The sequence below is a fragment of the Candidatus Thioglobus autotrophicus genome (assembly GCF_001293165.1).
Taxonomy (GTDB): Bacteria; Pseudomonadota; Gammaproteobacteria; order PS1; family Pseudothioglobaceae; genus Thioglobus_A; species Thioglobus_A autotrophicus.
On record NZ_CP010552.1, the window covers coordinates 1,048,757 to 1,070,434 of the forward strand.

24 protein-coding genes and 1 tRNA gene are annotated in these 21,678 nt (G+C 40.5%); 15 read left to right on the top strand and 10 right to left on the bottom strand.

All coding sequences use genetic code 11. The features are described 5' to 3' along the window. The first annotated feature begins 2 nt into the window (after positions 1-2). The 3 genes from nuoN to SP60_RS05705 all read left to right on the top strand — a co-directional run bounded on the left by nuoN (position 3) and on the right by SP60_RS05705 (position 2,238). The gene (nuoN, locus tag SP60_RS05695) at positions 3-1,457 is read left to right on the top strand and encodes an NADH-quinone oxidoreductase subunit NuoN (protein ID WP_053951706.1); all 1,455 of its coding nucleotides are present in this window, start codon (positions 3-5) and stop codon (positions 1,455-1,457) included. A gap of 288 nt (positions 1,458-1,745) precedes the next feature. Further along, entirely contained in the window at positions 1,746-1,997 is a 252-nt protein-coding gene (locus SP60_RS05700) for an RNA recognition motif domain-containing protein (RefSeq protein ID WP_053951707.1), read from the top strand. Positions 1,998-2,028: 31 nt separating this feature from the next. Continuing rightward, on the top strand, positions 2,029-2,238 hold the full coding sequence (locus SP60_RS05705) for a VF530 family protein (protein WP_053951708.1): 210 nt from the start codon (positions 2,029-2,031) through the stop codon (positions 2,236-2,238). A 20-nt stretch (positions 2,239-2,258) separates the two neighbouring features. Here SP60_RS05705 and bioC read toward each other — a convergent pair whose 3' ends face one another. Genes bioC through cmoB form a run of 3 tightly spaced genes read right to left on the bottom strand, consistent with a single transcriptional unit; the run spans position 2,259 to position 4,865 of the window. Then, positions 2,259-3,047, bottom strand: coding sequence for a malonyl-ACP O-methyltransferase BioC (bioC, locus tag SP60_RS05710; protein ID WP_053951709.1), 789 nt, complete (start codon positions 3,045-3,047; stop codon positions 2,259-2,261). Further along, positions 3,035-3,898: a metal ABC transporter solute-binding protein, Zn/Mn family gene (locus tag SP60_RS05715; protein ID WP_053951710.1), complete on the bottom strand. Its 864-nt coding sequence runs from the start codon at positions 3,896-3,898 to the stop codon at positions 3,035-3,037. Before SP60_RS05715 ends, bioC begins: the two co-directional genes overlap by 13 nt. Positions 3,899-3,911: 13 nt before the next feature. Then, positions 3,912-4,865 carry a tRNA 5-methoxyuridine(34)/uridine 5-oxyacetic acid(34) synthase CmoB gene (gene cmoB / locus SP60_RS05720; RefSeq protein WP_053951711.1) on the bottom strand — a complete coding sequence of 318 codons (954 nt, stop codon included), beginning with the start codon at positions 4,863-4,865 and terminating at the stop codon, positions 3,912-3,914. A 66-nt stretch (positions 4,866-4,931) separates the two neighbouring features. On the opposite strand from cmoB, the gene SP60_RS05725 reads away from it, so the two are divergent. Then, entirely contained in the window at positions 4,932-5,315 is a 384-nt protein-coding gene (locus SP60_RS05725; protein WP_144418596.1) for a hypothetical protein, read from the top strand. A gap of 66 nt (positions 5,316-5,381) precedes the next feature. Here SP60_RS05725 and frr read toward each other — a convergent pair whose 3' ends face one another. Together frr and pyrH are read right to left on the bottom strand one after the other, a co-directional pair. Continuing rightward, positions 5,382-5,939, bottom strand: a complete 558-nt coding sequence (gene frr, locus SP60_RS05730; protein ID WP_053951713.1) for a ribosome recycling factor — start codon at positions 5,937-5,939, stop codon at positions 5,382-5,384. A 2-nt stretch (positions 5,940-5,941) separates the two neighbouring features. Beyond that, entirely contained in the window at positions 5,942-6,655 is a 714-nt protein-coding gene (gene pyrH, locus SP60_RS05735) for a UMP kinase (protein ID WP_053951714.1), read from the bottom strand. A 98-nt stretch (positions 6,656-6,753) separates the two neighbouring features. Here pyrH and uvrA point away from each other — a divergent pair, with 98 nt between their 5' ends. After that, positions 6,754-9,570 (top strand): excinuclease ABC subunit UvrA, encoded by a 2,817-nt coding sequence (gene uvrA, locus SP60_RS05740; RefSeq protein ID WP_053951715.1) that lies wholly within the window; start codon positions 6,754-6,756, stop codon positions 9,568-9,570. On the opposite strand, the gene SP60_RS05745 is transcribed toward uvrA, so the two are convergent. From SP60_RS05745 to purM, 3 genes are read right to left on the bottom strand one after another with little or no spacing between them, the layout of a single operon-like run. Further along, positions 9,565-10,281: a DUF3108 domain-containing protein gene (locus SP60_RS05745; protein WP_053951716.1), complete on the bottom strand. Its 717-nt coding sequence runs from the start codon at positions 10,279-10,281 to the stop codon at positions 9,565-9,567. The two genes, uvrA and SP60_RS05745, sit on opposite strands and share 6 nt — an antisense overlap. After that, positions 10,272-10,877, bottom strand: a complete 606-nt coding sequence (gene purN / locus SP60_RS05750) for a phosphoribosylglycinamide formyltransferase (RefSeq protein WP_053951717.1) — start codon at positions 10,875-10,877, stop codon at positions 10,272-10,274. The genes SP60_RS05745 and purN overlap by 10 nt, the downstream gene beginning before the upstream one ends. Then, on the bottom strand, positions 10,878-11,879 hold the full coding sequence (gene purM, locus SP60_RS05755; RefSeq protein ID WP_053951718.1) for a phosphoribosylformylglycinamidine cyclo-ligase: 1,002 nt from the start codon (positions 11,877-11,879) through the stop codon (positions 10,878-10,880). A 54-nt stretch (positions 11,880-11,933) separates the two neighbouring features. Here purM and SP60_RS05760 point away from each other — a divergent pair, with 54 nt between their 5' ends. Continuing rightward, entirely contained in the window at positions 11,934-12,491 is a 558-nt protein-coding gene (locus SP60_RS05760; RefSeq protein WP_053951719.1) for a CDP-alcohol phosphatidyltransferase family protein, read from the top strand. 10 nt (positions 12,492-12,501) lie between these two features. Beyond that, positions 12,502-13,176, top strand: a complete 675-nt coding sequence (gene hda / locus SP60_RS05765; RefSeq protein WP_053951720.1) for a DnaA regulatory inactivator Hda — start codon at positions 12,502-12,504, stop codon at positions 13,174-13,176. On the opposite strand, the gene SP60_RS05770 is transcribed toward hda, so the two are convergent. Beyond that, the gene (locus SP60_RS05770) at positions 13,173-13,580 is read right to left on the bottom strand and encodes a hypothetical protein (protein ID WP_053951721.1); all 408 of its coding nucleotides are present in this window, start codon (positions 13,578-13,580) and stop codon (positions 13,173-13,175) included. The genes hda and SP60_RS05770 overlap by 4 nt on opposite strands. A gap of 79 nt (positions 13,581-13,659) precedes the next feature. Between SP60_RS05770 and cysG the strand changes: the two genes are divergently transcribed. Next, on the top strand, positions 13,660-15,045 hold the full coding sequence (gene cysG, locus SP60_RS05775) for a siroheme synthase CysG (protein WP_053951722.1): 1,386 nt from the start codon (positions 13,660-13,662) through the stop codon (positions 15,043-15,045). A gap of 5 nt (positions 15,046-15,050) precedes the next feature. Here the strand turns inward: cysG and SP60_RS05780 are convergent, their stop codons facing one another. After that, positions 15,051-15,269 (bottom strand): YgaP family membrane protein, encoded by a 219-nt coding sequence (locus tag SP60_RS05780; RefSeq protein ID WP_053952233.1) that lies wholly within the window; start codon positions 15,267-15,269, stop codon positions 15,051-15,053. A gap of 91 nt (positions 15,270-15,360) precedes the next feature. On the opposite strand from SP60_RS05780, the gene SP60_RS05785 reads away from it, so the two are divergent. The 7 genes from SP60_RS05785 (at position 15,361) to SP60_RS05815 (ending at position 21,678) form a co-directional block, all read left to right on the top strand. Then, positions 15,361-15,445 (top strand) — tRNA-Leu (locus tag SP60_RS05785). A gap of 19 nt (positions 15,446-15,464) precedes the next feature. Beyond that, positions 15,465-16,286 carry a phosphoserine phosphatase SerB gene (gene serB / locus SP60_RS05790; protein WP_053951723.1) on the top strand — a complete coding sequence of 274 codons (822 nt, stop codon included), beginning with the start codon at positions 15,465-15,467 and terminating at the stop codon, positions 16,284-16,286. A 6-nt stretch (positions 16,287-16,292) separates the two neighbouring features. Next, positions 16,293-18,209 carry a heme lyase CcmF/NrfE family subunit gene (locus SP60_RS05795; RefSeq protein ID WP_053951724.1) on the top strand — a complete coding sequence of 639 codons (1,917 nt, stop codon included), beginning with the start codon at positions 16,293-16,295 and terminating at the stop codon, positions 18,207-18,209. Further along, positions 18,206-19,366, top strand: a complete 1,161-nt coding sequence (ccmI, locus tag SP60_RS05800; protein WP_053951725.1) for a c-type cytochrome biogenesis protein CcmI — start codon at positions 18,206-18,208, stop codon at positions 19,364-19,366. The genes SP60_RS05795 and ccmI overlap by 4 nt, the downstream gene beginning before the upstream one ends. A 4-nt stretch (positions 19,367-19,370) precedes the next feature. After that, a complete protein-coding gene (dapE, locus tag SP60_RS05805) occupies positions 19,371-20,501 on the top strand; it encodes a succinyl-diaminopimelate desuccinylase (RefSeq protein ID WP_053951726.1) in 1,131 nt (376 codons plus the stop codon). A gap of 4 nt (positions 20,502-20,505) precedes the next feature. Next, positions 20,506-21,180: a tRNA (guanosine(37)-N1)-methyltransferase TrmD gene (gene trmD / locus SP60_RS05810; RefSeq protein ID WP_053951727.1), complete on the top strand. Its 675-nt coding sequence runs from the start codon at positions 20,506-20,508 to the stop codon at positions 21,178-21,180. A gap of 159 nt (positions 21,181-21,339) precedes the next feature. Beyond that, complete coding sequence (locus tag SP60_RS05815; protein WP_053951728.1) at positions 21,340-21,678, top strand: P-II family nitrogen regulator; 339 nt, start codon at positions 21,340-21,342, stop codon at positions 21,676-21,678.

Sequence of the window (21,678 nt, forward strand, 5' to 3'; positions counted from 1 at the left end):
TTATGAATAATACATTCACATTTGATACTTCTACTTTATGGGCGGCGATGCCTGAAATTTTCTTACTGAGTGCGATTGTTGTTGTGCTGTTGTTGGATCTATTCTTAACCAAGCCTTTTAAGCAAGTCACTTATTATCTAACACAAGCCAGCTTGCTGATCACCGGCGTTCTAGCCTTTAGTTTAATGGGTGAGCCACAAACCATTATCTTTGGTGGATCGTTTATTCTAGATAATATGGCCTCAGTATTTAAAGTCTTTATGGCGGGATCAACCATGGTGGCAATGGTCTATACGCGTCATTATCTCACCCAACATTCACTCTTCAGAGGCGAGTATTTTGTATTAGTCATGTTGGCCGTATTGGGCATGATGGTGATGATTTCTGGCTATAGCTTATTAACGTTGTACCTTGGGCTGGAGATTTTATCTTTATCACTTTACACCCTGATTGCTATTGCGCGTGAGCGTGCGGGTGCGGTGGAAGCAGCGCTTAAATACTTTGTGCTGGGTGCGATTGCCTCGGGTTTATTACTTTACGGCATGAGTATGATTTACGGCATTAGTGGTAGTATCAATATTACTGATATTGCCAACTTTGCTACCAGTGCTAATCTCGCTTCTAGAGAAACACTGATCCTTAATTTTGGCTTAGTGTTCTTAGTGATTGGTATTGCTTTCAAATTAGGTGCAGTGCCGTTTCATATGTGGGTGCCAGATGTTTATCAAGGCGCGCCTACTTCAGTCACTTTGTTTTTATCCACGGTGCCAAAAATTGCCGCTGTGGCGATGTTGGTACGCATTTTGGTAGATGGTCTAGGGGCGATGCATGCCTATTGGGCAGATCTATTTATGGTGTTGGCAGTGTTATCCATTGCACTCGGATCAGTCGTGGCACTTATGCAAACCAATATCAAGCGCATGTTGGCGTATTCAACCATCTCTCATGTTGGTTTTATTATGCTCGGTTTTGTCACGGGCGTTGTTAGTGGCTATGGCGCCGCTGTGTTTTATGTGCTGGTTTATATTTTGATGAGTTTGGCAGCTTTCGGCATGATTATTCTACTCAACAAAAAAGGCTTTGAGGCCGATCAAATTTCTGATTTTAAGGGTTTGAGCAAGCATTCGCCTTGGTTCGCTTTGATGATGTTAGTTATTATGTTGTCCATGGCGGGCGTGCCACCGTTCATTGGCTTCTACTCTAAGCTCTTTATTCTTCAGCAAGTTATATCTGCAGGCTTTGTAACGATCGCCGTCATCGCGGTTGTTTTTGCGGTGATTAGTGCTTACTATTATTTACAAATTATCAAATCGATGTATTTTGAAGATGGCGACACCCAAAGAACGATCACCGCACCAATGGATATGCAATTGATCTTATCGATCAATGCCATATTGATTCTAGCCGTAGGTCTATTCCCTGATTTTTGGATGAAACTCTCCGTATCATTGTTTTAAAGTGGTTCATTTTAATAATTTCCAAAATTTTTAATCAGAATGATAAACAGCACCCAATGTGCTGATTATTAACTAGAAAATACCCTTGTTAGCCTGTCAAAAGTCTGTTTTATAGCTATAAATTGAGATTTTTATGAAGATTAAGAGTGGTAAGGTGTTTTTAATGAGTGTTTGGGCTTATTATCATTATTTCCGATATTTTTTAATCAATAAAACGCCTATTTATTAGTGTGTTTGGCTCATCATGCTAAAATCCAATCCTAATTACACTTAATACACAGCCAGTCAATGAAAATACTCATCAGAAACTTACCTCGCACATTATTAGAAAACAGCCTTAAAGAGTTGTTTGAAGCTTATGGAGAGGTACAATCTTGCACAATAGTATTAGATAAAACAAGCGGCGAGTCTAAGGGCTTTGGTTTTATTGAAATTGCAAAAGTAGGTGATGCAAAAGCTGCCATTCAGGGTCTAAATGGCAAACCGATTAATGGCAATAAAATTAGAGTTAAAAAGGCCGAGACAACAAAAAACGCCTAATAATCAATCAATGGCCACAACATTAGAATAGATGCACAACCAAGATCCACTACATGGAATTACGCTCAAAACAATCGTTACTGAGCTAGAAGCACATTTTGGCTGGAAAGAGTTAGCTAAGCGTATTGATATAAACTGTTTTAAGAGTGATCCCAGTATCAACTCTAGCTTAAAGTTCTTACGGAAAACCCCATGGGCAAGACAAAAAGTTGAACGTCTTTATTTGAAATTTTTCGCCTAGGCTGTCGCTACCCATTTTTTTTAGTTATTACTTAGCTTAATTACACCAATCTCAGAGGTTTTCTTCCAGGCATGCCCATAAATTACTTCATAAGTAGCAGGTAGTTTTCCATCTTGACGGTAAGATTCATACATCTCAACCATGAGCTTGAATTTATCTTTTCCCATGAGTGCTTTTGAGCGCGCGTTGACACTTTGTGCACCGATGGCCTTAAGGTCTCTGAGTAAATCCGTAACTGTTTGATAGGTAAGGGTGAGAGTTTCCATTTCCATCACTGGTGATTGAAAACCGGCACCAAGCATTTGATCGCCAATGTCATGCATGTCGGTGAATGTATTGACGTGGGTTTCGTTGTCCACCACTGACCAGCTCTTTTTAAGCTCTTTAAGGGTATCGGGGCCAAAGGTAGAAAAGAGGATTAATCCGTCATTTTTAAGCACTCTATGGATCTCTGAGAATAACTGATTCAGATCAGGACACCACTGCATCATTAAACTTGAAACAACGATATCAACACTATTATCTGCCAAAGGTAGATGACTAGCATTAGCGCAAATTTTGTGGCTTGCTGGGTTATGCTTAAGAGAGTTTTGGGCAAAATCTAGGCAGATAACCTGCGAGCCCACAAAACGCTTTTCAAGCTGCTGAGACAGTAGCCCTGTACCAGCACCTAAATCAAGAATAACATCAGACTTGGTGGTAATGACATCAAGTTTTTTACTGAGTCGAGTGGCGATTTCTTTTTGCAAAAATGCATGATCCTCATAATCATTTGAAGCTTTGTTAAAGGCCGCTCTTACTTGAGACACTGCACAGCCTTATGAGTGATATCTTGTATGAGTTTTAAATAATGATTAGCACCCGGTTTAATATCAAAGCCGATAATATCAATATCTGCTGTTTTAATTTTTAATCCTTCGGTTAAGGTGTTAATGCGCTTATCTGAGGCTTCACTCGTGAAGAGCAAGCAAGTAACTTTCTCATCTTTGATGATTTGTTTGGCTTTTAGGATTTTAAAAATACTCAAGTTTTCACCATGTTGACGACTTACGCTGCCAACACTCTTAAGCTTATAATTTTCAATAAAATGCTCAAATGCATTATTATAAGTCATTAGTGGCTGGTTGGTATAGTTTGATAATTGTTGTTGAGTAGTATCTTGAAGTTCATCTAGCTTAAGTTTAAGTGTGTCTAAATTGGCAAGATAAATAGCTTTGTTTTTTGGATCAATTTTTATAAGCCTTTGACTGAGTGCTTGAGTAAAACCCTGCATATCTTCTATATTTAACCAACTATGATGATTAACTGAGCCGGCATGTTCATGCTCATGTTCATGTTCGTTACCTTGCTCGACTTCATTTTGATCAACCGTTAGTACTTTATCTGCTTGAATATTACGAATAGATTTGGCTAAGCCTTCTTCAAAATCAGGATGAACAATCACTACTAAATCAGCTTTTTCAAGTAAAGATATTTGTGATGGCTTTAGATGTGCATGGTGCGCTGATTGATTGCCACTCAGTAGTAATGTTGGCGTGCTAACACCTTGGGTAAGAGTACTTACAATTGAATGAATGGGTTTAATGCTCACCACAATGTTTGGATTAGCAAATGTATTGGTGGCTAGTAGCAGAGTGAGGAAAAATAGGTGAAATTTCATGTTGGTGATTATACTATTTTTGGCAAATAAAGACAGCACGCTTAGGTGCAGGCAAACCTTCGATGGTTAAATTGTCATCATTTGGATCGAGAAAGTCTTTGATAGATTGGGTGTTATCCCCAATCCAATGGGTGGCGCGCTGTTCTGCTGGCGTGGTTTTGGTGACATCGACTAGTTTAATATTTTTAAAACCAGCTGTTTGTAGCCAGCTGTGCAGTGTGTCAGTAGAAGGCAGGCACCAAACATTACGCATACGCGCATAACGATCTTCTGGAATGATTTGATCGCCATGCTGTTTGTCAATAATTAAGGTTTCTAAAATAAGCTCACCTTCATCAGCCATAACATTCATCAGTTGCTGAAGATGCAAGTTATGGTCTTTTTGGTGATACAAAACACCCATGGAAAAAACACTATCAAACAAAGGCTGCTCAGGCATTTGTTCAAGTTTTAAAGGTAGAACATAAGCTTTTGGCGGCTGGTTTATGAGTGCACGAATGGCTTGAAATTGATAGTTAAAAAGTAGAAAAGGCTCAATTCCGAGCGCTATTTCAGCGCCTTGCATGGCCATGAGATAGGTGAAATAACCATTGCCAGAGCCAACATCTAACACTATTTTTCCTTGTAAGGGCTTGACATGGTCTTTGAGTCGATCCCATTTCATATCCCCACGCCATTCACTTTCCAGCTTTAATTCTCCAATTTGATAAGGACCTTTGCGCCAAGGCATGAGCTGTTTTAAAGATTGTGCTAGCGCCTGGTCGTTAGTATGGGTATCGATCGCAATATAAGGATGTTTAAAGCTCAGCACTCCTGACTGAGTCTTTTGGATATTGGTAATAGCACCTTCCCACTTAGGGATGTTGCCATTATTAACGGCAAAAGCCTGCTTCGACAACTCAACTAATTGATTACAAATAGCAGATAGGCGCGTCATATTACAATGTTTTTTAAAATCGTTAATCATACAAAACCAAGGTGATATAAAATATAGTCAAGAAGAGGAATTTTAAATTATTTGGAGATTAAGGATATGATGAATAAAACATTAACTTTTGCAGCAGCAATTACTTTAACAACCGCGCTAATTGCTGGTGGTGATGATCGTGATATGGGCCCAGTTGAATCATTTGATTCAATGCAGCCTGTTGCTGAAAAAACTGTGATTACTGAACAAACACCAGGATCAATGAAATTAAGCAAAGTGATTGGTCAAACGCCATCAGGTTTTGCAGTGACTCAAGGTGCGCATGCAGCTTGTCAAGTAACATTAGACTTATCAGCTGACAATATTGCTAGATTTGAAGATGCACTAGCTGGCGGCTTCTTGTTTAACACCGGACCAATTGATGCTATGGGTACGTTATTTTCACCTGAGCGTTGGGCAGATTATTTTGCTTGTGTAAAAGGTCAGTAAGCGTTATTCTTGAATACCAATAAAAAGGCCTGCAATTGCAGGCCTTTTTTATGTCTAAAGAAAAGTTTAAATTTCTAGCAGTGAATTTTCTTTCTCGGTTAATTTAGCTTCCACTTCTTTAACACTAGCATCTGTTATTTTTTGGACATTTTCTTCTGCTTTTCTTGCCTCGTCTTCTGAGATTTCTTTTTCTTTTAATAAATCTTTAAAGTCGCCATTGGCATCACGGCGAATATTGCGAATGGCAATTTTGGCATGTTCTGCTTCGTCTCTAACGACTTTAACTAAATCACGTCGACGCTCTTCGGTGAGTGGTGGTAGCGGGATGCGAATCACTTGGCCCATGGTTTGAGGATTAAGGCCAAGATCTGAAGTCATAATGGCTTTTTCCACAGCGGCTGACATGTCTTTTTCCCAAACAGATACCTTAAGCGTGCGGGAATCTTCAGCAACAATATTACCCACTTGAGACAGAGGCACCATTGAGCCGTAATATTCTACTTGAACCTGTTCTAGTAAAGAAGGGTGTGCACGGCCGGCACGAATTTTTCCAAAATTTGTTTCGAGAGAGTCAACACTCTTGCCCATGCGCTCTTTGGCGTCTTGTTGAATTTCAGCTAGCATATTTAATTCCTTACAATGGTTCCTAGGGCTTCACCCTTGAGAATGTTAGACAAAGTGTTGGTGTCTTCAAGCATACTAAAGACACAAATTTCGATATCATGTTCACGACACATGGCAAAAGCTGACGTGTCCATAATTTGTAAATTTTTGCTAATGGCTTCATCAAAACTCAAAGTATCGTAGCGAGTTGCACTTGGATCTTTCATTGGGTCAGCGGTATAAACACCATCAACTTTAGTGGCTTTAAATACTGCCTGCGCACCAATCTCAATAGCTCTGAGTGTGGCACCGGTGTCTGTAGTAAAGCATGGTGCACCAGTTCCAGCAGAGAAAATAACCACTTTACCCTCGCCAAGTGCTTGCTTGGCTTTGTTGTGGTCTACAGGTTCACAAACACCACCACCAATTGGAAAGCCAGACATAACTAATACGTCAACGTTATTTTTGCGACAAGAATCTGAAATAGCGAGTGCATTCATCACTGTAGCGAGCATACCCATATGATCACCTGTAACTCGGTTCATGCCGGCCTCTGCCAACGCTGCACCACGGAAGATATTGCCACCACCAACAACAATACCCACCTCTACACCTTGATCTTGGACAGATTTAATAATGCCAACAACTTTATCTAATGTGGCTGGATCAACTGTGTTTTCTGAGCTAGCTAGCGCTTCTCCACTCAATTTTAATAAGATGCGTTTATATTTGCTCATGCTTGGTTAAATATTAATAATAGTCATTAGAATAGGGTGATTTTACCTATCTTACTCATTATAATGAACCCTTTGTCCGACATAATTTAAGCCCTAATATGGATCAGATTAGCATACGCGGCGCTCGCGTTCACAATTTAAAGAATATTGATATCAACATACCGAGAAATAAGCTGGTGGTGATTACCGGTTTGTCAGGCTCAGGTAAATCCTCATTAGCTTTTGATACGATTTATGCAGAAGGACAAAGGCGTTATGTTGAGTCTTTGTCGGCCTATGCGAGGCAGTTTTTGTCGCTAATGGAAAAGCCAGATGTGGACCACATTGAAGGCCTGTCTCCGGCAATTTCTATTGAGCAAAAAGCCACATCTCATAATCCTCGTTCGACCGTTGGCACAATTACTGAGATTTATGATTATTTAAGATTGTTGTTTGCACGAGCCGGCATTCCAAAATGTCCTGAGCACGAGATTGATTTAGAGTCGCAAACAATCTCTCAAATGGTTGATAGCATTATCACACTGCCTGAGGGTGAAAAGATTATGCTACTGGCGCCTATTGTGCAAAATCGTAAGGGTAGTCATAAAAAGCTTCTAGAAGAATTATCACACCAAGGATTTTTGCGTGCCAGAGTAGATGGTGAAGTACTGTACATGGACGAAATGGAGGAGTTGAACGGTAAAACCAACCATACTATAGAAATTGTTGTTGATCGTTTAAAGGTTCGTCAAGACATTGCGTCGCGCTTATCTGAATCTTTAGAGACCGCGCTGAATTTGAGTAGTGGTTTGGTTAAAGTGGTGCCAATGGGTGATGAAGCGACTTGGGATGAGATGGTGTTCTCTGCCAAATTTTCTTGTATTGAGTGCGGCTACTCATTAACCGAATTAGAGCCAAGGCTTTTTTCATTTAACAATCCAGTAGGCGCTTGTCCTACTTGTGATGGACTGGGTGTTAAAGACATGTTTGATGCGCAGAAAGTGGTGGCTAACCCAGGTCTGAGTTTAGCTGATGGTGCGATTTATGGCTGGGGTCGTTCTAACGCCTATTTTTATCAAATTTTGATGTTGGTGGGTCAATATTATGGTTTTGATATTGAAACTACTTATGAAGAGTTAAGCGATGAGCATAAAAAAATTGTGCTGTATGGTAGTGGTGAAGACGAGATTGATTTTTCTAAAATAAAAGGTCGTAAGGGTTGGTCAAACAAGCCTAAGCCTTTTGAAGGGGTTATTCCACGTATGATGCGTCGTTACGAAGAGAGTGAGATTCGCTCGGTTCGTGAAGAGTTATCACGCTATGTGGTAAGCCAGGATTGTATGGCATGTGATGGTGATCGACTGAACGAATCTGCCAGAAATGTCTTTATTGGCGGCAAGAATCTATCGCATATCACCAAACTTTCTATTGCCAATATCTATGAATTTTTAAAGTCGCTTGAGTTGGAAGGCGCTAGGGCGCAAATTGCTGACAAGGTTTTAAAAGAGATTATTCAGCGTTTAGAATTTTTGATTAATGTTGGACTTGAATATCTAAGTCTTGATCGTAGAGCCAACTCATTATCAGGGGGTGAGGCGCAACGAATTCGTCTGGCTAGCCAAATTGGTGCTGGATTGATGGGCGTGTTATATGTTTTAGATGAGCCTTCTATTGGATTGCATCAGCGAGACAATCAAAAACTTTTAAATACGCTGACGTATTTGCGTGATATTGGTAATACAGTGATTGTGGTTGAGCATGATGAAGATGCGATTAAGCAAGCGGATTATGTTGTTGATATTGGCCCTGGCGCAGGTATGCATGGTGGCGAGGTGATTGCATCAGGCACACCAGAAGAAGTAGCTAATAATCCAAAATCTTTAACTGGTGATTATATTAGTGGTAGGCAAAGTATTGAGGTGCCGAGTGTGCGCAAAACTTCTGACCAGTGGATTGAAATCAAAGGCGCCAAGGGTAATAACTTAAATGATGTGGATTTATCAATCCCTATTGGGGTATTGACATGTGTTACCGGTGTTTCCGGATCGGGTAAATCAACTCTGATCAACGACACTTTGTATGCATTAGCGGCGCGAGATCTTAATCGAGCACAAACCACACCAGCAGAATTTAAGAGTGTGACAGGGTTGGAAAATTTTGACAAAATTGTTAATATTGATCAAAGCCCAATTGGGCGAACGCCTCGTTCCAATCCAGCCACTTATACGGGTATTTTTTCTTTGGTTCGTGATCTTTTCTCACAGACATTAGAAGCACGAAGTCGAGGCTATAAGGCCGGTCGATTTAGCTTTAATGTCAAAGGTGGTCGTTGTGAGGCGTGTAAGGGTGATGGCTTAATTAAAGTAGAAATGCACTTTCTTCCCGATATTTATGTCCCTTGTGATGTGTGTCATGGCGATAGGTACAACCGTGAAACGCTAGAAATTACCTACAAGGGTAAGACCATTTCCGAGGTGTTGGATATGACCGTTGAGACAGCGGTAGAGTTTTTTGAGCCGATGCCAAAAATTAAGCAAAAATTACAAACACTAATGGATGTGGGCTTGTCATATATTACCCTAGGACAAAACGCTACCACCTTATCAGGTGGCGAAGCTCAGCGTATTAAACTAGCCAAAGAATTGTCAAAACTTGACACGGGACAAACGCTTTATATTTTGGATGAGCCAACAACAGGCTTGCATTTTCATGACATTAAGCAATTACTATCTGTGATTAATCGTCTGCGTGAAAGGGGTAATACCATTGTTATTATTGAGCACAATCTAGATGTGATTAAAACCGCTGATTGGATTGTTGATTTGGGTCCTGAAGGGGGTGACAAAGGTGGCTGTATTATTGCCACAGGCACGCCAGAATCGGTAAGCGTTGTTAAAGGTTCTTATACGGGCGAGTATCTAAAAAGTTATTTATAAAGTGTTTGGCTGATAATTAGTAATTTGATAATGATAATCTCTGCCGTTTTTAACTTGTTTAATGGATATTGGTAAGTATTGGTATTCTGGCAAAAAATAAGCTTCTAGGCGATCGCCTTTGCCAATTTTTTCAATTTTAATGGCGCTTAATTGTTGTTGGTTTAGACTGATTGGTTGCAAGCCAGTTTTTTTATAATACTGCTGTTCAACAGACTTTCCATTGGCTACTTGGTAGTGAAATTCAGTCTGATCTGGAGCGTACTTTAAATTATGGGCCAAGGCCAAAAATAAGCTAAGCGGGTCCACAATAGTGCCTGGCTCTGATTTCCAGGTGCGTACAGTGGGCTGGGTTTTAGTAAGATTTGAGACCACTCGTAGGTGTTTGGCGTTCATGTCAATTGAATAATTCTCTTTAACTTTTGAATCTTCCAGCTCCATAATTTGATAGTTAACGCCATCAACCCCCATTTGATTAATGCTAAATGTGGAGCTAGCAGTAACAGAATACTTTTTAACCAGCGCGGCTATACCGGTGGTTTTGGCATTGGCTGTATAAAAATACTGGTCGTCTAGCTGATGTAGTGTGCGAACCTCTTCTGCAATTTTCAAGCCATTAATAGATAGTTGGTATTTGGCAATATGAGGCTCAAGCGTCTGAGCGTTTGCAGAAATAATACTGATAATCAGCAAAAGTGTGGTTTTTATAGACATTTATCATCCACTACAACGCAATTATCGTTGAGTGATAGCCGCCCTTGGGTGAAGCAGTGAATCACTTTGGGGAATAGTTTGTGTTCCTCTGTCAGCACTCGCTGGGCGAGTGACTCGACAGTATCATCTGCTAGAACTTGAACACGAGCTTGGGCAATGACAGGTCCGCCATCTAGCTCAGAGGTGACAAAATGAACGCTGACGCCGTGTTCACACTCACCGGCATCAAGCGCTCTTTGATGGGTGTTAAGACCTTGAAATTTTGGTAGTAGAGAAGGGTGAATATTAAGCATCTTGCCGGCATATTTTTGGGTAAATTCTGAGGTAAGGATGCGCATAAAGCCTGCCAAAATAATAATATCTGGCTGGTATTGATCAATAATTTGACTTAAGCTTTGATCAAATTTTTCTCGAGTATCGAAGTTTTTATGATTGATTGCATGAGTAGATATATTAGCACTTTGAGCGCGCTTAAGCCCATAAGCATCTTCTTTGTTACTAATAACGGCTTGAATATCTAGATCAATTTTTTCAGCATTATCAATCAGTGACTGAAGGTTTGAGCCGCTGCCAGAGATTAGGACAACACCTTTCATTTAAATAATGACTTGCTTGCCTTCGTTAGCGACAATTTCACCAACGAGCCAAGCTTTTTCACCTTGTTCGTTCATGTGCTGAATAACAGCCGTGCTTTGCTCAGCTGGAACAACAAGCACCATACCCACGCCACAATTAAAGACGCGATACATTTCCATAATGTCGATATTGCCGTTGTCTTGTAAGAATTGGAAAATTTCAGGTAACACCCAAGAAGCACTGTCTAGCTTTGCAGCCAATTCAGCTGGCAAAACTCTTGGAATGTTTTCCAAGAGGCCGCCACCCGTAATATGAGAAATAGCATGCACAGAGTATTTTTCAATCAGTGATAGTACTGATTTAACATAAATTTTGGTCGGCTCAATGAGTGCTTTTAGTTGTGCATCTGTAGGCTTGGATTGTTCCAAGACTTTACGAACGAGTGAGTAGCCATTAGAATGAGGACCTGAAGAGGCTAGGGCGATAATATGGTCACCATTAGCGACTTTTGTGCCGTCAATAACTTTATCCTTGTCAGCAATGCCCACGCAAAAACCAGCTAAATCGTATTCTTCACCTTGATACATGCCGGGCATTTCAGCGGTTTCACCGCCGATTAGGGCACAGCCTGAAATTTTACAGCCTTCGCCAATTCCGTGAATAACCGAAGTGGCTAGCTCGGTATTTAGCTTGCCAGTTGCGTAATAGTCTAGGAAAAATAAAGGCTCTGCACCTTGTACGATTAAATCATTGACACACATGGCGACTAAGTCAATACCAATGGTGTCGTGCTTGTTAAGCATTTCTGCTACTTTGAGTTTGGTGCCAACACCATCTGTTCCAGAAATCAGAACTGGATTCTTATATTTTTTAAGATCTAGTTCAAACATGGCGCCAAATCCGCCAAGACCGGCTAATACGCCATCACGCATGGTTGATTTTGCAATGGGTTTGATTTGTTCAATTAAGTCATTACCTTTGGTAATGTCGACACCTGAATCTTGGTAAGTCAATGATGACATAGGGTTTTTTCCGTATAATTAATTTTTTTGAATCTCAATTGAATCCGTCGAAAAATGAATTTTTCCAACGTGCCAAATGCACTTTCAATTTTACGCATTATTTTAACAGTACCAGTTGTAATGACGCTGTTAAATCATCAATATTTTTTGGCAATGGTGTTGTTTTTTGTTGCTGGCATTACCGATGGTTTAGATGGCTGGATTGCTAAACGCTACTCATTTGAGTCACGATTAGGTTCTATTTTAGATCCGGTGGCTGATAAATTGTTATTGGTGAGTAGTTTTGTTACGCTGAATTTGATTGGCTTGTTGCCATTATGGCTGTTAGTTTTAGTCTTTTTACGTGATTTAATGATTGTGTCAGGCACAGTCGGGTGTTTTATTGGTGCTGGCACTCCAAAAGACGAGCTACTATCCCCTTCGAAACTGTCCAAAATCAACACCGCACTACAAATTGCCTTGGTTTTGTTTTTGGTGGTTGTACAGTTGTATCCAGTTCAAGAGCAGTGGAGTACCGTATTTTTTATCATTGTTGCCACTTCAACCGTGCTGAGTGGTGCGGATTATATTTGGATTTGGATGGAGAAGATTATCTCCCAAGAGAAAAAATAAACACCTTGTCATGAAGCAGTTAGGGCTCCCGATTTCACTCAATTCAAAGATGCTGCTAAGTAATTTTTCGCTTGATAAAAATCAAGCGTTACTGGCTTTTATTGATGATTTATTTGCTCAAGAGCGCCCTTCTGTTGTTTTTATTTCTGGTGACAAGTCCAGTGGCAAAACTCATCTATTGCAGGGTTGTATTTTTAAAGCATTAGAGCAAGGTTTGCAAGCAGTTTATCTAGACATTAAACAGGCATTACCAAATGATTTTTTAAATACACTGGCTGATTATGACTGGGTTTGTATTGACAACATTGACCAGCTTGATTCGACTCAACAACAAGAATTATTTGATCTTTATAATCAAATTAAACAAACCAAAACCAAGCTTATTGTTTCAGCGTCTACTCTCCCTGGTGAGTTGACCCTATTAACAGATCTTAAAACGCGATTATCTTTGGCGGTTGTGTATCGTTTAGAGCAGCTTGATGACCAAGAAAAGATTGATTTAATTCAGCGTAAGATGCAAGATAGGAATCTTGAGATTGATGACAAGGTTTACGCCTATTTATTTAAAGTTTTTTCTAGAGATTTGAGCGTGGTGTTATTGGCTATTGACCAACTAGACCAAGAATCTCTCAGACAAAAAAATCCAATTTCCATTCCTTTTGTTAAGAAGATTTTAAAAATTTAAGGTTTTTTTCTAAATTTAAATTTGGCAATTCTTGGCATGAGTTTTGAAAAAGGAATACGTGACAGGTCGAGATAATTTATATGAATCTTTGTCACTAGTGTTTTAATGTCGTCGATTTTATCGCCATTATCAACCCCCATTAACTCTTGTAGAGCCAGCAATCCACCCATTTTTATTTTGGATTGCTGACCAACCGATAAGTTATTAACGTGGTGGGTCTTTAGCACAAAATCGCTATTATCCCGCAAGTGATAATAAACCGCTTGACAAGCGTCTGAGGCGTTGTGATTTAAACATGAGCCAAATTCTTTTTCCGCCACACAATCTTTGGCGCCAAATTGACAGCCACATCGACCGCTAAGAATTAAATGAGAAAAAGGACAGGTAAAGTGCTCGTGAGCCATAACAATAGGTGTTTTGTGTCTTTAATTAAGGTTAAGACATTATAATATAAGCTTTTATTTTAGATAGTTGTAATAACACATGAATTACTTTCCTATTTTTATTGATATTAAGAAAAAATCTTGTCTGGTTGTTGGTGGCGGCGATATCGCCTTTAGAAAGATTACGTTATTACTGAAGGCTAACGCCCAAGTTATCTGTATTGATGGCGCTGCTTGCAAAAGTGTTAAAGCTTTAGCGGGCGATGGAAAAATCACTTTAATTGAAAGAGGTTTTGAGGTGAGTGACATTAATAATCAAGTGTTAATTATCTCTGCAACGGATGATACTCAGCTCAATGCACAGGTGTCTCAGTTAGCACATGATGCAAATATTCCTGTTAACGTGGTGGATTCGCCTGATTTATGCTCGTTCATTATGCCGTCAATTGTTGATAGGTCGCCTATTGTGATTGCTATTTCTTCTGCAGGAAAAGCGCCTGTGTTAGCGCGCCTAATTCGCGCCAAACTAGAAAGCACCATTCCTCATGCTTATGGAAAATTAGCGGAATTAGCGGGTAATTTTAGAGATCAGGTTAAGGCGAAATTTAGCAATATTGAAGATAGGCGTTATTTTTGGGAAAGAGTATTTTCAGGTATTGTTGCTGAAAAGGTTTTTTCTGGCAAGGTGGATGAGGCTAAGGTAGATATGCAGCAACAGCTTGATGATTCAAGCAATACCGAAGTGGGTGAAGTGTATTTGGTGGGTGGTGGCCCAGGCGATCCTGATCTGCTTACATTTAAAGCGTTGCGACTGATGCAACAGGCTGATGTTATTTTGTATGATCGCCTAGTCTCTGAAGAGGTAATGGAACTGGTTAGGCGTGATGCTGAGCTCATTTATGTCGGTAAAGAGCGCGACAATCACAGTGTTCCGCAAGATGGCATTAATCAATTATTAGTCGATTTAGCTAAAAAAGGCAGAAGAGTTTGTCGCCTAAAAGGCGGCGATCCGTTTATTTTTGGTCGTGGTGGTGAAGAAATTGAAACCCTAGCTGAAAATGGCATTCCGTTCCAAGTCGTGCCAGGTATTACAGCTGCTTCAGGCTGTTCAACTTATTCAGGTATTCCGTTAACACATCGTGATTATTCTCAATCTTGTCGATTTGTAACTGGCCACCTCAAAGATGGCAGCATGAATTTGCCATGGAGTGAGTTAGCGGTTGAACAGCAAACCATTGTGTTTTACATGGCACTCAAAGGCGCACAACATCTTTCAGACAAGCTGATTGAGTATGGTATGCGCAGTGATATGCCAGTTGCTCTGGTGGAAAAAGGCACAACGCCTGATCATAGAGTATGGACTACAACGCTAGGCGAATTGCCCAATGTCGTGGCTACACAGCCAATTAAAGCGCCAACCTTAATTATTGTTGGCGAAGTGGTTAAGCTAAGAGAAAAACTCAACTGGTTTGATACCAGTAACTAGGCCTATTAGTCTTTAACGCAGCAGTCGCTATCTTTAAAACCAACTGCTTTAAAGATTTTGGCAGCAGGGCAAAATCCCGTAAAAGCCGATTGAAATAAGTTAAAACCCACAAAGAAAGTTAGCCACAACCAGCTTGCTTCTGCAAACAGAGCGCCGTTGTTTAAAAGTAATGAAGCCATGATAATAGCGCCTGCCATAGCGGAGACTGCGTTAGTAATTGTCATTTGATGATTCCTGTATTTGAAAGTCTCCACTTTAACATTAATTAGGTATAATTTCAAATTCTTCACCCCTAGAGGGGTGCCAACACAACGCGCGGGAGTGGTGGAATTGGTAGACACGCTGGATTTAGGTTCCAGTGTCGTAAGACGTGAGAGTTCGAGTCTCTCCTTCCGCACCATATTTAAACAAGGTGACCTATGAAGACGATTATTCTACATAGTCAAGACTTGACAATAGCACAGCTGGTTTCTCAACAAGTTGGCGCAGATATCCAAAAAAAGCGAACACACTTTCGCTTTACTACAGATAAAATTATTGATTTAAACGCTCTCAGAGAGAGGTTTAAACTCGACTTCAATATAGTGCCGGAGTCATTTTCAGCGAGCCAAATCGGTCTTTTGGTTAGCGATATGGATTCAACCTTGATCAATATTGAGTGTATTGATGAAATTGCTGATTTTGCTAATTTAAAGCCACAAGTTGCAGGTATTACTGAGCGCGCAATGCAGGGCGAGCTAGATTTTGACAGCTCTTTAGTTGAGCGTGTTGCTTTGTTAAAGGGTTTGGATGTTTCTGTATTGGAGCAAGTTTATACACAGAGGCTTCAGATTAATCCTGGCGGCAAGGCGTTGATTAATTTTTTGCATGAGAGAAACATTAAAAGTGCGGTTGTATCGGGCGGGTTTACCTATTTTACCGATCGCCTAGCTCAGGATATTGGCCTTGATTATTCTAGAGCAAATGTTTTGGCGGTTGATAATGCTCGCTTGGCGGGTGTTACTCAAGGCGCTATTATTAATGCTCAGGCTAAAGCAGATTTTATTAATGAATTGTGTCAAAAGCACGCATTAGACGTTAGTCAAGTTATTGCTGTGGGTGATGGTGCTAATGATTTGGCGATGATGAAAGTTGCTGGCTTGTCGGTTGCTTATCATGCTAAGCCTATTGTGGCAGAACAAGCAGATATTGCCATTAATGTTGGTGGATTAGATAAAATTATGGATTTATTTGATGAATAATTTAATATGTTAGTAGAACTTGGACATTTTGCATTGGTGTTGGCATTGGCGTTTGCCTGCCTGCAAGTGGTGTTACCAACCATTGGCTTATTTAGAGGAAATCTGGCTTTGGAACAGTTGTCACGCCCAATGCTGTGGGCGCAATTTTTCTGGACTTTAGTCGCCTTTGCGGTATTGATGAATGCTTTTGTTATTGATGATTTTTCAGTGAAATATGTGGCTGGCAATTCTAATACAGAGCTACCAGATATGTTTAAGATGTCGGCTGTTTGGGGTGCACATGAAGGGTCGTTATTGCTATGGGCACTGATACTATCAGGCTGGAGTGTTGCAGTTTCTATTTTTTCTAAGCGTCTGCCGAACGAGGTTCTAAACCATATTTTGATTATTCTGGGCTTAATTAGTATTGGATTTTTATTGTTCTTACTGCTTACCTCAAATCCTTTTGAGCGTCTTGATATTATTCCTACTCAGGGTCGAGAGCTTAATCCGCTACTTCAAGATTTTGGCCTGATTATTCATCCGCCGATGTTGTACATGGGTTATGTAGGCATGGCAATTCCCTTTGCTTTTGTGTTGTCTTCGCTTATTCGCGGACAGCTTGATTCTACTTGGTTACGCTGGTCGCGTCCGTGGACATTAGTGGCTTGGGCATTTTTAACCTTTGGTATTACACTTGGCTCTTGGTGGGCATATTATGAGCTTGGCTGGGGCGGCTGGTGGTTTTGGGATCCAGTAGAAAATGCTTCATTTATGCCGTGGTTAGTGGCAACCGCTTTAGTGCATTCATTAAGCGTGAGCGAGAAACGTGGTGCTTTTAAACATTGGACAGTATTACTAGCCATTTCCGGGTTTTCTTTAAGCTTACTAGGGACATTCTTAGTCAGATCAGGTATTTTAACGTCCGTGCATTCCTTTGCTGCAGATCCTGCTAGAGGCGCCTTTATTTTGGTATTTTTGATACTTGTTGTGGGCGGATCTCTGGCATTATACGCATGGCGAGCTTCACTCATGCGCAGTCAAAATTCATTTCATTGGCTGTCGAAAGAAAGCGGTTTGTTAATTAACAACATCTTATTGGTGGCAGCGATGCTAAGTGTTTTTTTAGGCACGTTATATCCTTTATTGTTAGACTCTTTAGGATTGGGCAAGATCTCAGTCGGTGCGCCATATTTTGACGCTGTATTTGTGCCGATTATGATTCCTGCTGTTTTGGCAATGGTGATTGCGCCATTTTTACGCTGGAAGAAGGATACGTTTTCTCGTGTCTTAGGGCTTTTAAAGCCAATTTGGCTGGGTGTTGCTGCGTTGTTTGTGGTCAGTTTGTTTATGGTTGAAAATATTTCTGTTTCATTAGCAGTCTTCTTATTTATTTGGATTGTTCTGCATTCGTTGAGTTTATTGGTTAGTCGAATTCGCCAAAAAGGTGCAACCAGTTTGGCTTTTATTGGCATGATTTTGGCACATATGGGTATTGCTATTTTCTTACTTGGGGCAACGGTTACTACGCAATTGGGTATAGAAAAAGATATAAAAATGGAAATTGATCAGCCAATAACCATTGAAGGCTATGAGTTTGTTTTCAAGGGAGTAGATAGTTTCTCTGAGCAAAATTACCAAGGACACAAAGGCAGGATTGAAGCTTATTATGAGGGCGAGTTAATTGCTAATTTGCAACCTGAAAAGCGCCAATATGTTACTGGTATGCCAATGACAGAAGCGGCTATCGATCCTAGTTTGTACCGAGATTTGTACGTTGCCTTAGGTGAGTCTTTAGGAGACGGTGCTTGGAGTTTAAGAATTTACTATAAACCGCTTATTAGATGGATTTGGCTCGGTGGCTTGTTTATTTCATTAGGTGCTTTGTTGGCGGCATTTGACAGAAGGTATCGTTTATCTGTTCAATCGAGGATTGAGTCATGACAATGATTATTTGGATAGGATTGATGCTGGTCGGTTCTCTGGCTTGGGTTATTTGGTTTTTAAAATACCCACTGACTGATAACGGTGTGGATTTACAGCAATCAAATATTGATTTAGGCAGACAAAGAAAATTAGAACTGCAAACTGATCTTGACCAAGGCTTGATTGACCAAGAGCAATTTGATCAAGCACTAGAAGAGATATCAAGCACATTGGCATTGGAGCTTGACCAAACACAGACAAAAGCATTTAAGCAATCCAATATCACGCTTTGGAGTGGGCTGGTGATTGTACTATTACCTATTTTTGCTATCAGTGTTTATCAAAATTTGAGTAATTACACACCCACTAGTAAGGCGCCTACCCTTGATTCTGCGCCACTTAGTCTAGAGCAAAGTGCGACCAAACTTAAACAGCATTTGAATGATAATCCAAAAGATGCCGAGGCCTGGAAGATGCTGGGTTTGAGCTATTTTGAGCTGGGTAAAATCAAAGAATCTTTGAATGCTTATGAGCAGGCTTACCAGCTAAACTCGCAGGATCCTAGACTGCTGGTTGAATATGCATCCGCGATGATTAGTGCAAATGATGATCAGTTTGTAGGGCGACCGGTTAAGCTTATTAAACAAGCTTTAGAACTTGATCCACAAGCACCAGATGCGCTATATCTGGCTGGTATGTTTGCTGTTAGTGTGCAAGATTTTGAGCTGGCTAAAGCGCTTTGGAATAAAGCGTTGAATGCGCTGCCTGAGCAAAGTTCTGATCGACAAGCGTTGGTCAGCATTTTGCAAGAATTAAGTCGAGTTGAAAGTGGCAATATTAGCAATACAGTAACAGTCAATGTGGTAATTTCTGATGAAATTTTGGCCAGTCGCTCTGCTGAAGATTTTCTCATGATTTATGTCAAAGCCGCTAAGGGTAGGCCAATGCCGATTGCGATTCAAAAATTACCCATTAAAGCCTTTACTGGGCAAGTGGTGTTAAGCGATATGAATTCTGTAATGTCAGAAAAACTGCTTTCACAGCATGATCAAGCACTGGTTGTAGTGCGCTTAAGTACGACAGGCAGTGCAATGAAGCAGCCAGACGATTTACAAGTGGTGAGCGAAGTGGTGAGTATTGCTGACAATCCAAGTGTGATTTTAAAACTAAATTAAACCCATGAGTAAAACAATAGAACTAGCCCAAGCCTTAATAAAAATTGATTCAGTGACGCCTAATGACAAAGGGTGTCAGACGTTAATGACGGATCATTTGCAGCGCTCAAATTTTGAGATTAGTGATCTTAAATTTGGCGAGGTGGATAATTTTTGGGCTGAGCATGGCTCAGGCTCACCAGTGTTTGTATTTGCTGGACATACTGATGTTGTGCCAGTAGGTGATGAGTCAAAATGGGATTTAGATCCCTTTTCTGCGCAAATAAAAGACGGTATGTTGTATGGTCGAGGTGCAGCCGATATGAAGGGTTCACTTGCTGCTATGCTTAGTGCTAGTGAGCGCTTTGTTGCAGATTATCCAGATCACAAAGGCACGATTGGCTATTTAATCACCTCGGATGAAGAAGGTCCGGCGGTTGATGGCACCGTTAAAGTTTGTGAGCATTTAAATACCATTGGTCAAGCGGTTGATTATTGTTTAGTAGGTGAGCCATCAGCAACTAACACCTTGGGCGACATTATTAAAAATGGACGACGAGGTTCATTAAATGGCACACTAACTCTTATCGGCAAGCAAGGTCATATTGCCTATCCACATTTGGCCAACAACCCAATTCATCTAGCGGTTCCAGCACTGAATGAACTGTGTGAGGAGCTTTGGGATGAGGGCAATGAATACTTCCCGGCAACCAGTTTCCAAGTGTCAAATATTCACTCAGGCACGGGCGTAACCAATGTTATTCCGGGCGAAATAGAGATCGTTTTTAATTTTCGTTATTCAACCGAATCTACCCATGAAGGCCTGCAAAAGCGAGTGTGCGACATTCTGGATAAGCACCAGCTTAAATACAAAATTGACTGGAACCATTCAGGCTACCCGTTTTTAACCCCTAAAGGTGAATTGGTGAGTGGTTGTGTTGATGCAATTAAAAAAGTCACAGGCGTTGATACTCAGCTATCGACTTCAGGTGGTACTTCTGATGGACGTTTTATCGCGCCAATTCTTAATGCTCAAGTGGTGGAGTTAGGCCCTTTGAATGCAACCATTCATCAAGTTAATGAATGTGTTTCTGCTCAAGATCTCGATGATTTGAGCGATATTTATTATCACATTCTTAAAAATATCCTAAGCTAATATCATGCGCTTTGATATCATCACTTTATTTCCTGACATGTTTTCAGCGATTAAAGAAGAGGGTGTGGTTGCGCGAGCGCTGAAGAAGTCATTACTGGAAATTCATACCTGGCAGCTTAGAGATTTTACGGATAATAAATATCGTAATGTTGACGACAAGCCTTATGGTGGTGGCGCGGGTATGGTCATGCAGGTTAAGCCAATTCGCAATTGCATTAACCAAATTAAGCAAGAAAACCCAAAAACTAAAGTGATTTATTTATCTCCTCAGGGGCAAAAACTCACCCACCAATTGGCTGATGAAATCTCCCAGCTTGAGTCTGTTACTTTATTATGTGGGCGTTATGAAGGAGTTGATGAGCGCGTGATTGAGCGCGATGTGGATATGGAAATATCCATTGGCGACTATGTCATTAGTGGTGGCGAGTTAGCAGCCATGGTGCTCATTGATAGTGTTAGTAGGCAAGTGCCGGGCGTGTTGGGCAATGCACAGTCATTGAATGATTCTTTTGCCAACGGCTTGCTTGATTATCCACATTACACACGTCCAGAAATTATTGATGCTCAGCAAGTTCCAGAGGTTTTGCTGAGTGGTCACCAAGCCAATATTGACGCATGGCGTGCGGATCAAGCGCATAAAAATACCCAAAAAAAGCGCCAAGACCTGATCAAAAAATAGAGCTTATTTGCTTTTTTCCCAAATAAATTTATAATATATTAATTATTCTACAACGGCGTAGAGTCTTAAAAACAAGCAGTGTTGCTGACAAGTTACCCATGAAGGGTTTATTTCTATTTGCAAATGGTTAAATATTTGTAACTATCAAAGGGGAGAAGTATGAAATTTGTAACGGCAATTCTACGACCACACAAATTAGATGATGTTAGGGAGGCGCTTTCAGAAGTGGGCGTATCTGGCATTACGGTCACTGAAGTTAAAGGCTTTGGTCGTCAAAAAGGGCACACTGAGTTATATCGTGGCGCCGAGTATCAGGTTGATTTTTTACCAAAAGTTAAATTAGAGGTGGCTATATCAGCCTCCCAATTGGACGTTGTGATTGAAACCATTAGTAATGTTGCCAATTCTGGCAAAGTGGGCGATGGCAAAATCTTTGTTTCTAATTTAGATAAAGTGGTTCGTATTCGCACGGGCGAAACTGATCAAGACGCACTTTAA

Coding starts and splice junctions, on each gene's coding strand:
- frr (WP_053951713.1), bottom strand. CDS start 5,939: ATGCTAGCTGAAATTCAACAAGACGCCAAAGAGCGCATGGGCAAGAGT.
- cysG (WP_053951722.1), top strand. CDS start 13,660: ATGAATTACTTTCCTATTTTTATTGATATTAAGAAAAAATCTTGTCTG.
- pyrH (WP_053951714.1), bottom strand. CDS start 6,655: ATGAGCAAATATAAACGCATCTTATTAAAATTGAGTGGAGAAGCGCTA.
- serB (WP_053951723.1), top strand. CDS start 15,465: ATGAAGACGATTATTCTACATAGTCAAGACTTGACAATAGCACAGCTG.
- SP60_RS05795 (WP_053951724.1), top strand. CDS start 16,293: ATGTTAGTAGAACTTGGACATTTTGCATTGGTGTTGGCATTGGCGTTT.
- SP60_RS05745 (WP_053951716.1), bottom strand. CDS start 10,281: ATGTCTATAAAAACCACACTTTTGCTGATTATCAGTATTATTTCTGCA.
- SP60_RS05715 (WP_053951710.1), bottom strand. CDS start 3,898: ATGAAATTTCACCTATTTTTCCTCACTCTGCTACTAGCCACCAATACA.
- dapE (WP_053951726.1), top strand. CDS start 19,371: ATGAGTAAAACAATAGAACTAGCCCAAGCCTTAATAAAAATTGATTCA.
- SP60_RS05700 (WP_053951707.1), top strand. CDS start 1,746: ATGAAAATACTCATCAGAAACTTACCTCGCACATTATTAGAAAACAGC.
- purN (WP_053951717.1), bottom strand. CDS start 10,877: ATGAAAGGTGTTGTCCTAATCTCTGGCAGCGGCTCAAACCTTCAGTCA.
- cmoB (WP_053951711.1), bottom strand. CDS start 4,865: ATGATTAACGATTTTAAAAAACATTGTAATATGACGCGCCTATCTGCT.
- SP60_RS05780 (WP_053952233.1), bottom strand. CDS start 15,269: ATGACAATTACTAACGCAGTCTCCGCTATGGCAGGCGCTATTATCATG.
- uvrA (WP_053951715.1), top strand. CDS start 6,754: ATGGATCAGATTAGCATACGCGGCGCTCGCGTTCACAATTTAAAGAAT.
- purM (WP_053951718.1), bottom strand. CDS start 11,879: ATGTCATCATTGACTTACCAAGATTCAGGTGTCGACATTACCAAAGGT.
- hda (WP_053951720.1), top strand. CDS start 12,502: ATGAAGCAGTTAGGGCTCCCGATTTCACTCAATTCAAAGATGCTGCTA.
- SP60_RS05770 (WP_053951721.1), bottom strand. CDS start 13,580: ATGGCTCACGAGCACTTTACCTGTCCTTTTTCTCATTTAATTCTTAGC.
- ccmI (WP_053951725.1), top strand. CDS start 18,206: ATGACAATGATTATTTGGATAGGATTGATGCTGGTCGGTTCTCTGGCT.
- SP60_RS05705 (WP_053951708.1), top strand. CDS start 2,029: ATGCACAACCAAGATCCACTACATGGAATTACGCTCAAAACAATCGTT.
- SP60_RS05725 (WP_144418596.1), top strand. CDS start 4,932: ATGATGAATAAAACATTAACTTTTGCAGCAGCAATTACTTTAACAACC.
- trmD (WP_053951727.1), top strand. CDS start 20,506: ATGCGCTTTGATATCATCACTTTATTTCCTGACATGTTTTCAGCGATT.
- nuoN (WP_053951706.1), top strand. CDS start 3: ATGAATAATACATTCACATTTGATACTTCTACTTTATGGGCGGCGATG.
- SP60_RS05815 (WP_053951728.1), top strand. CDS start 21,340: ATGAAATTTGTAACGGCAATTCTACGACCACACAAATTAGATGATGTT.
- SP60_RS05760 (WP_053951719.1), top strand. CDS start 11,934: ATGAATTTTTCCAACGTGCCAAATGCACTTTCAATTTTACGCATTATT.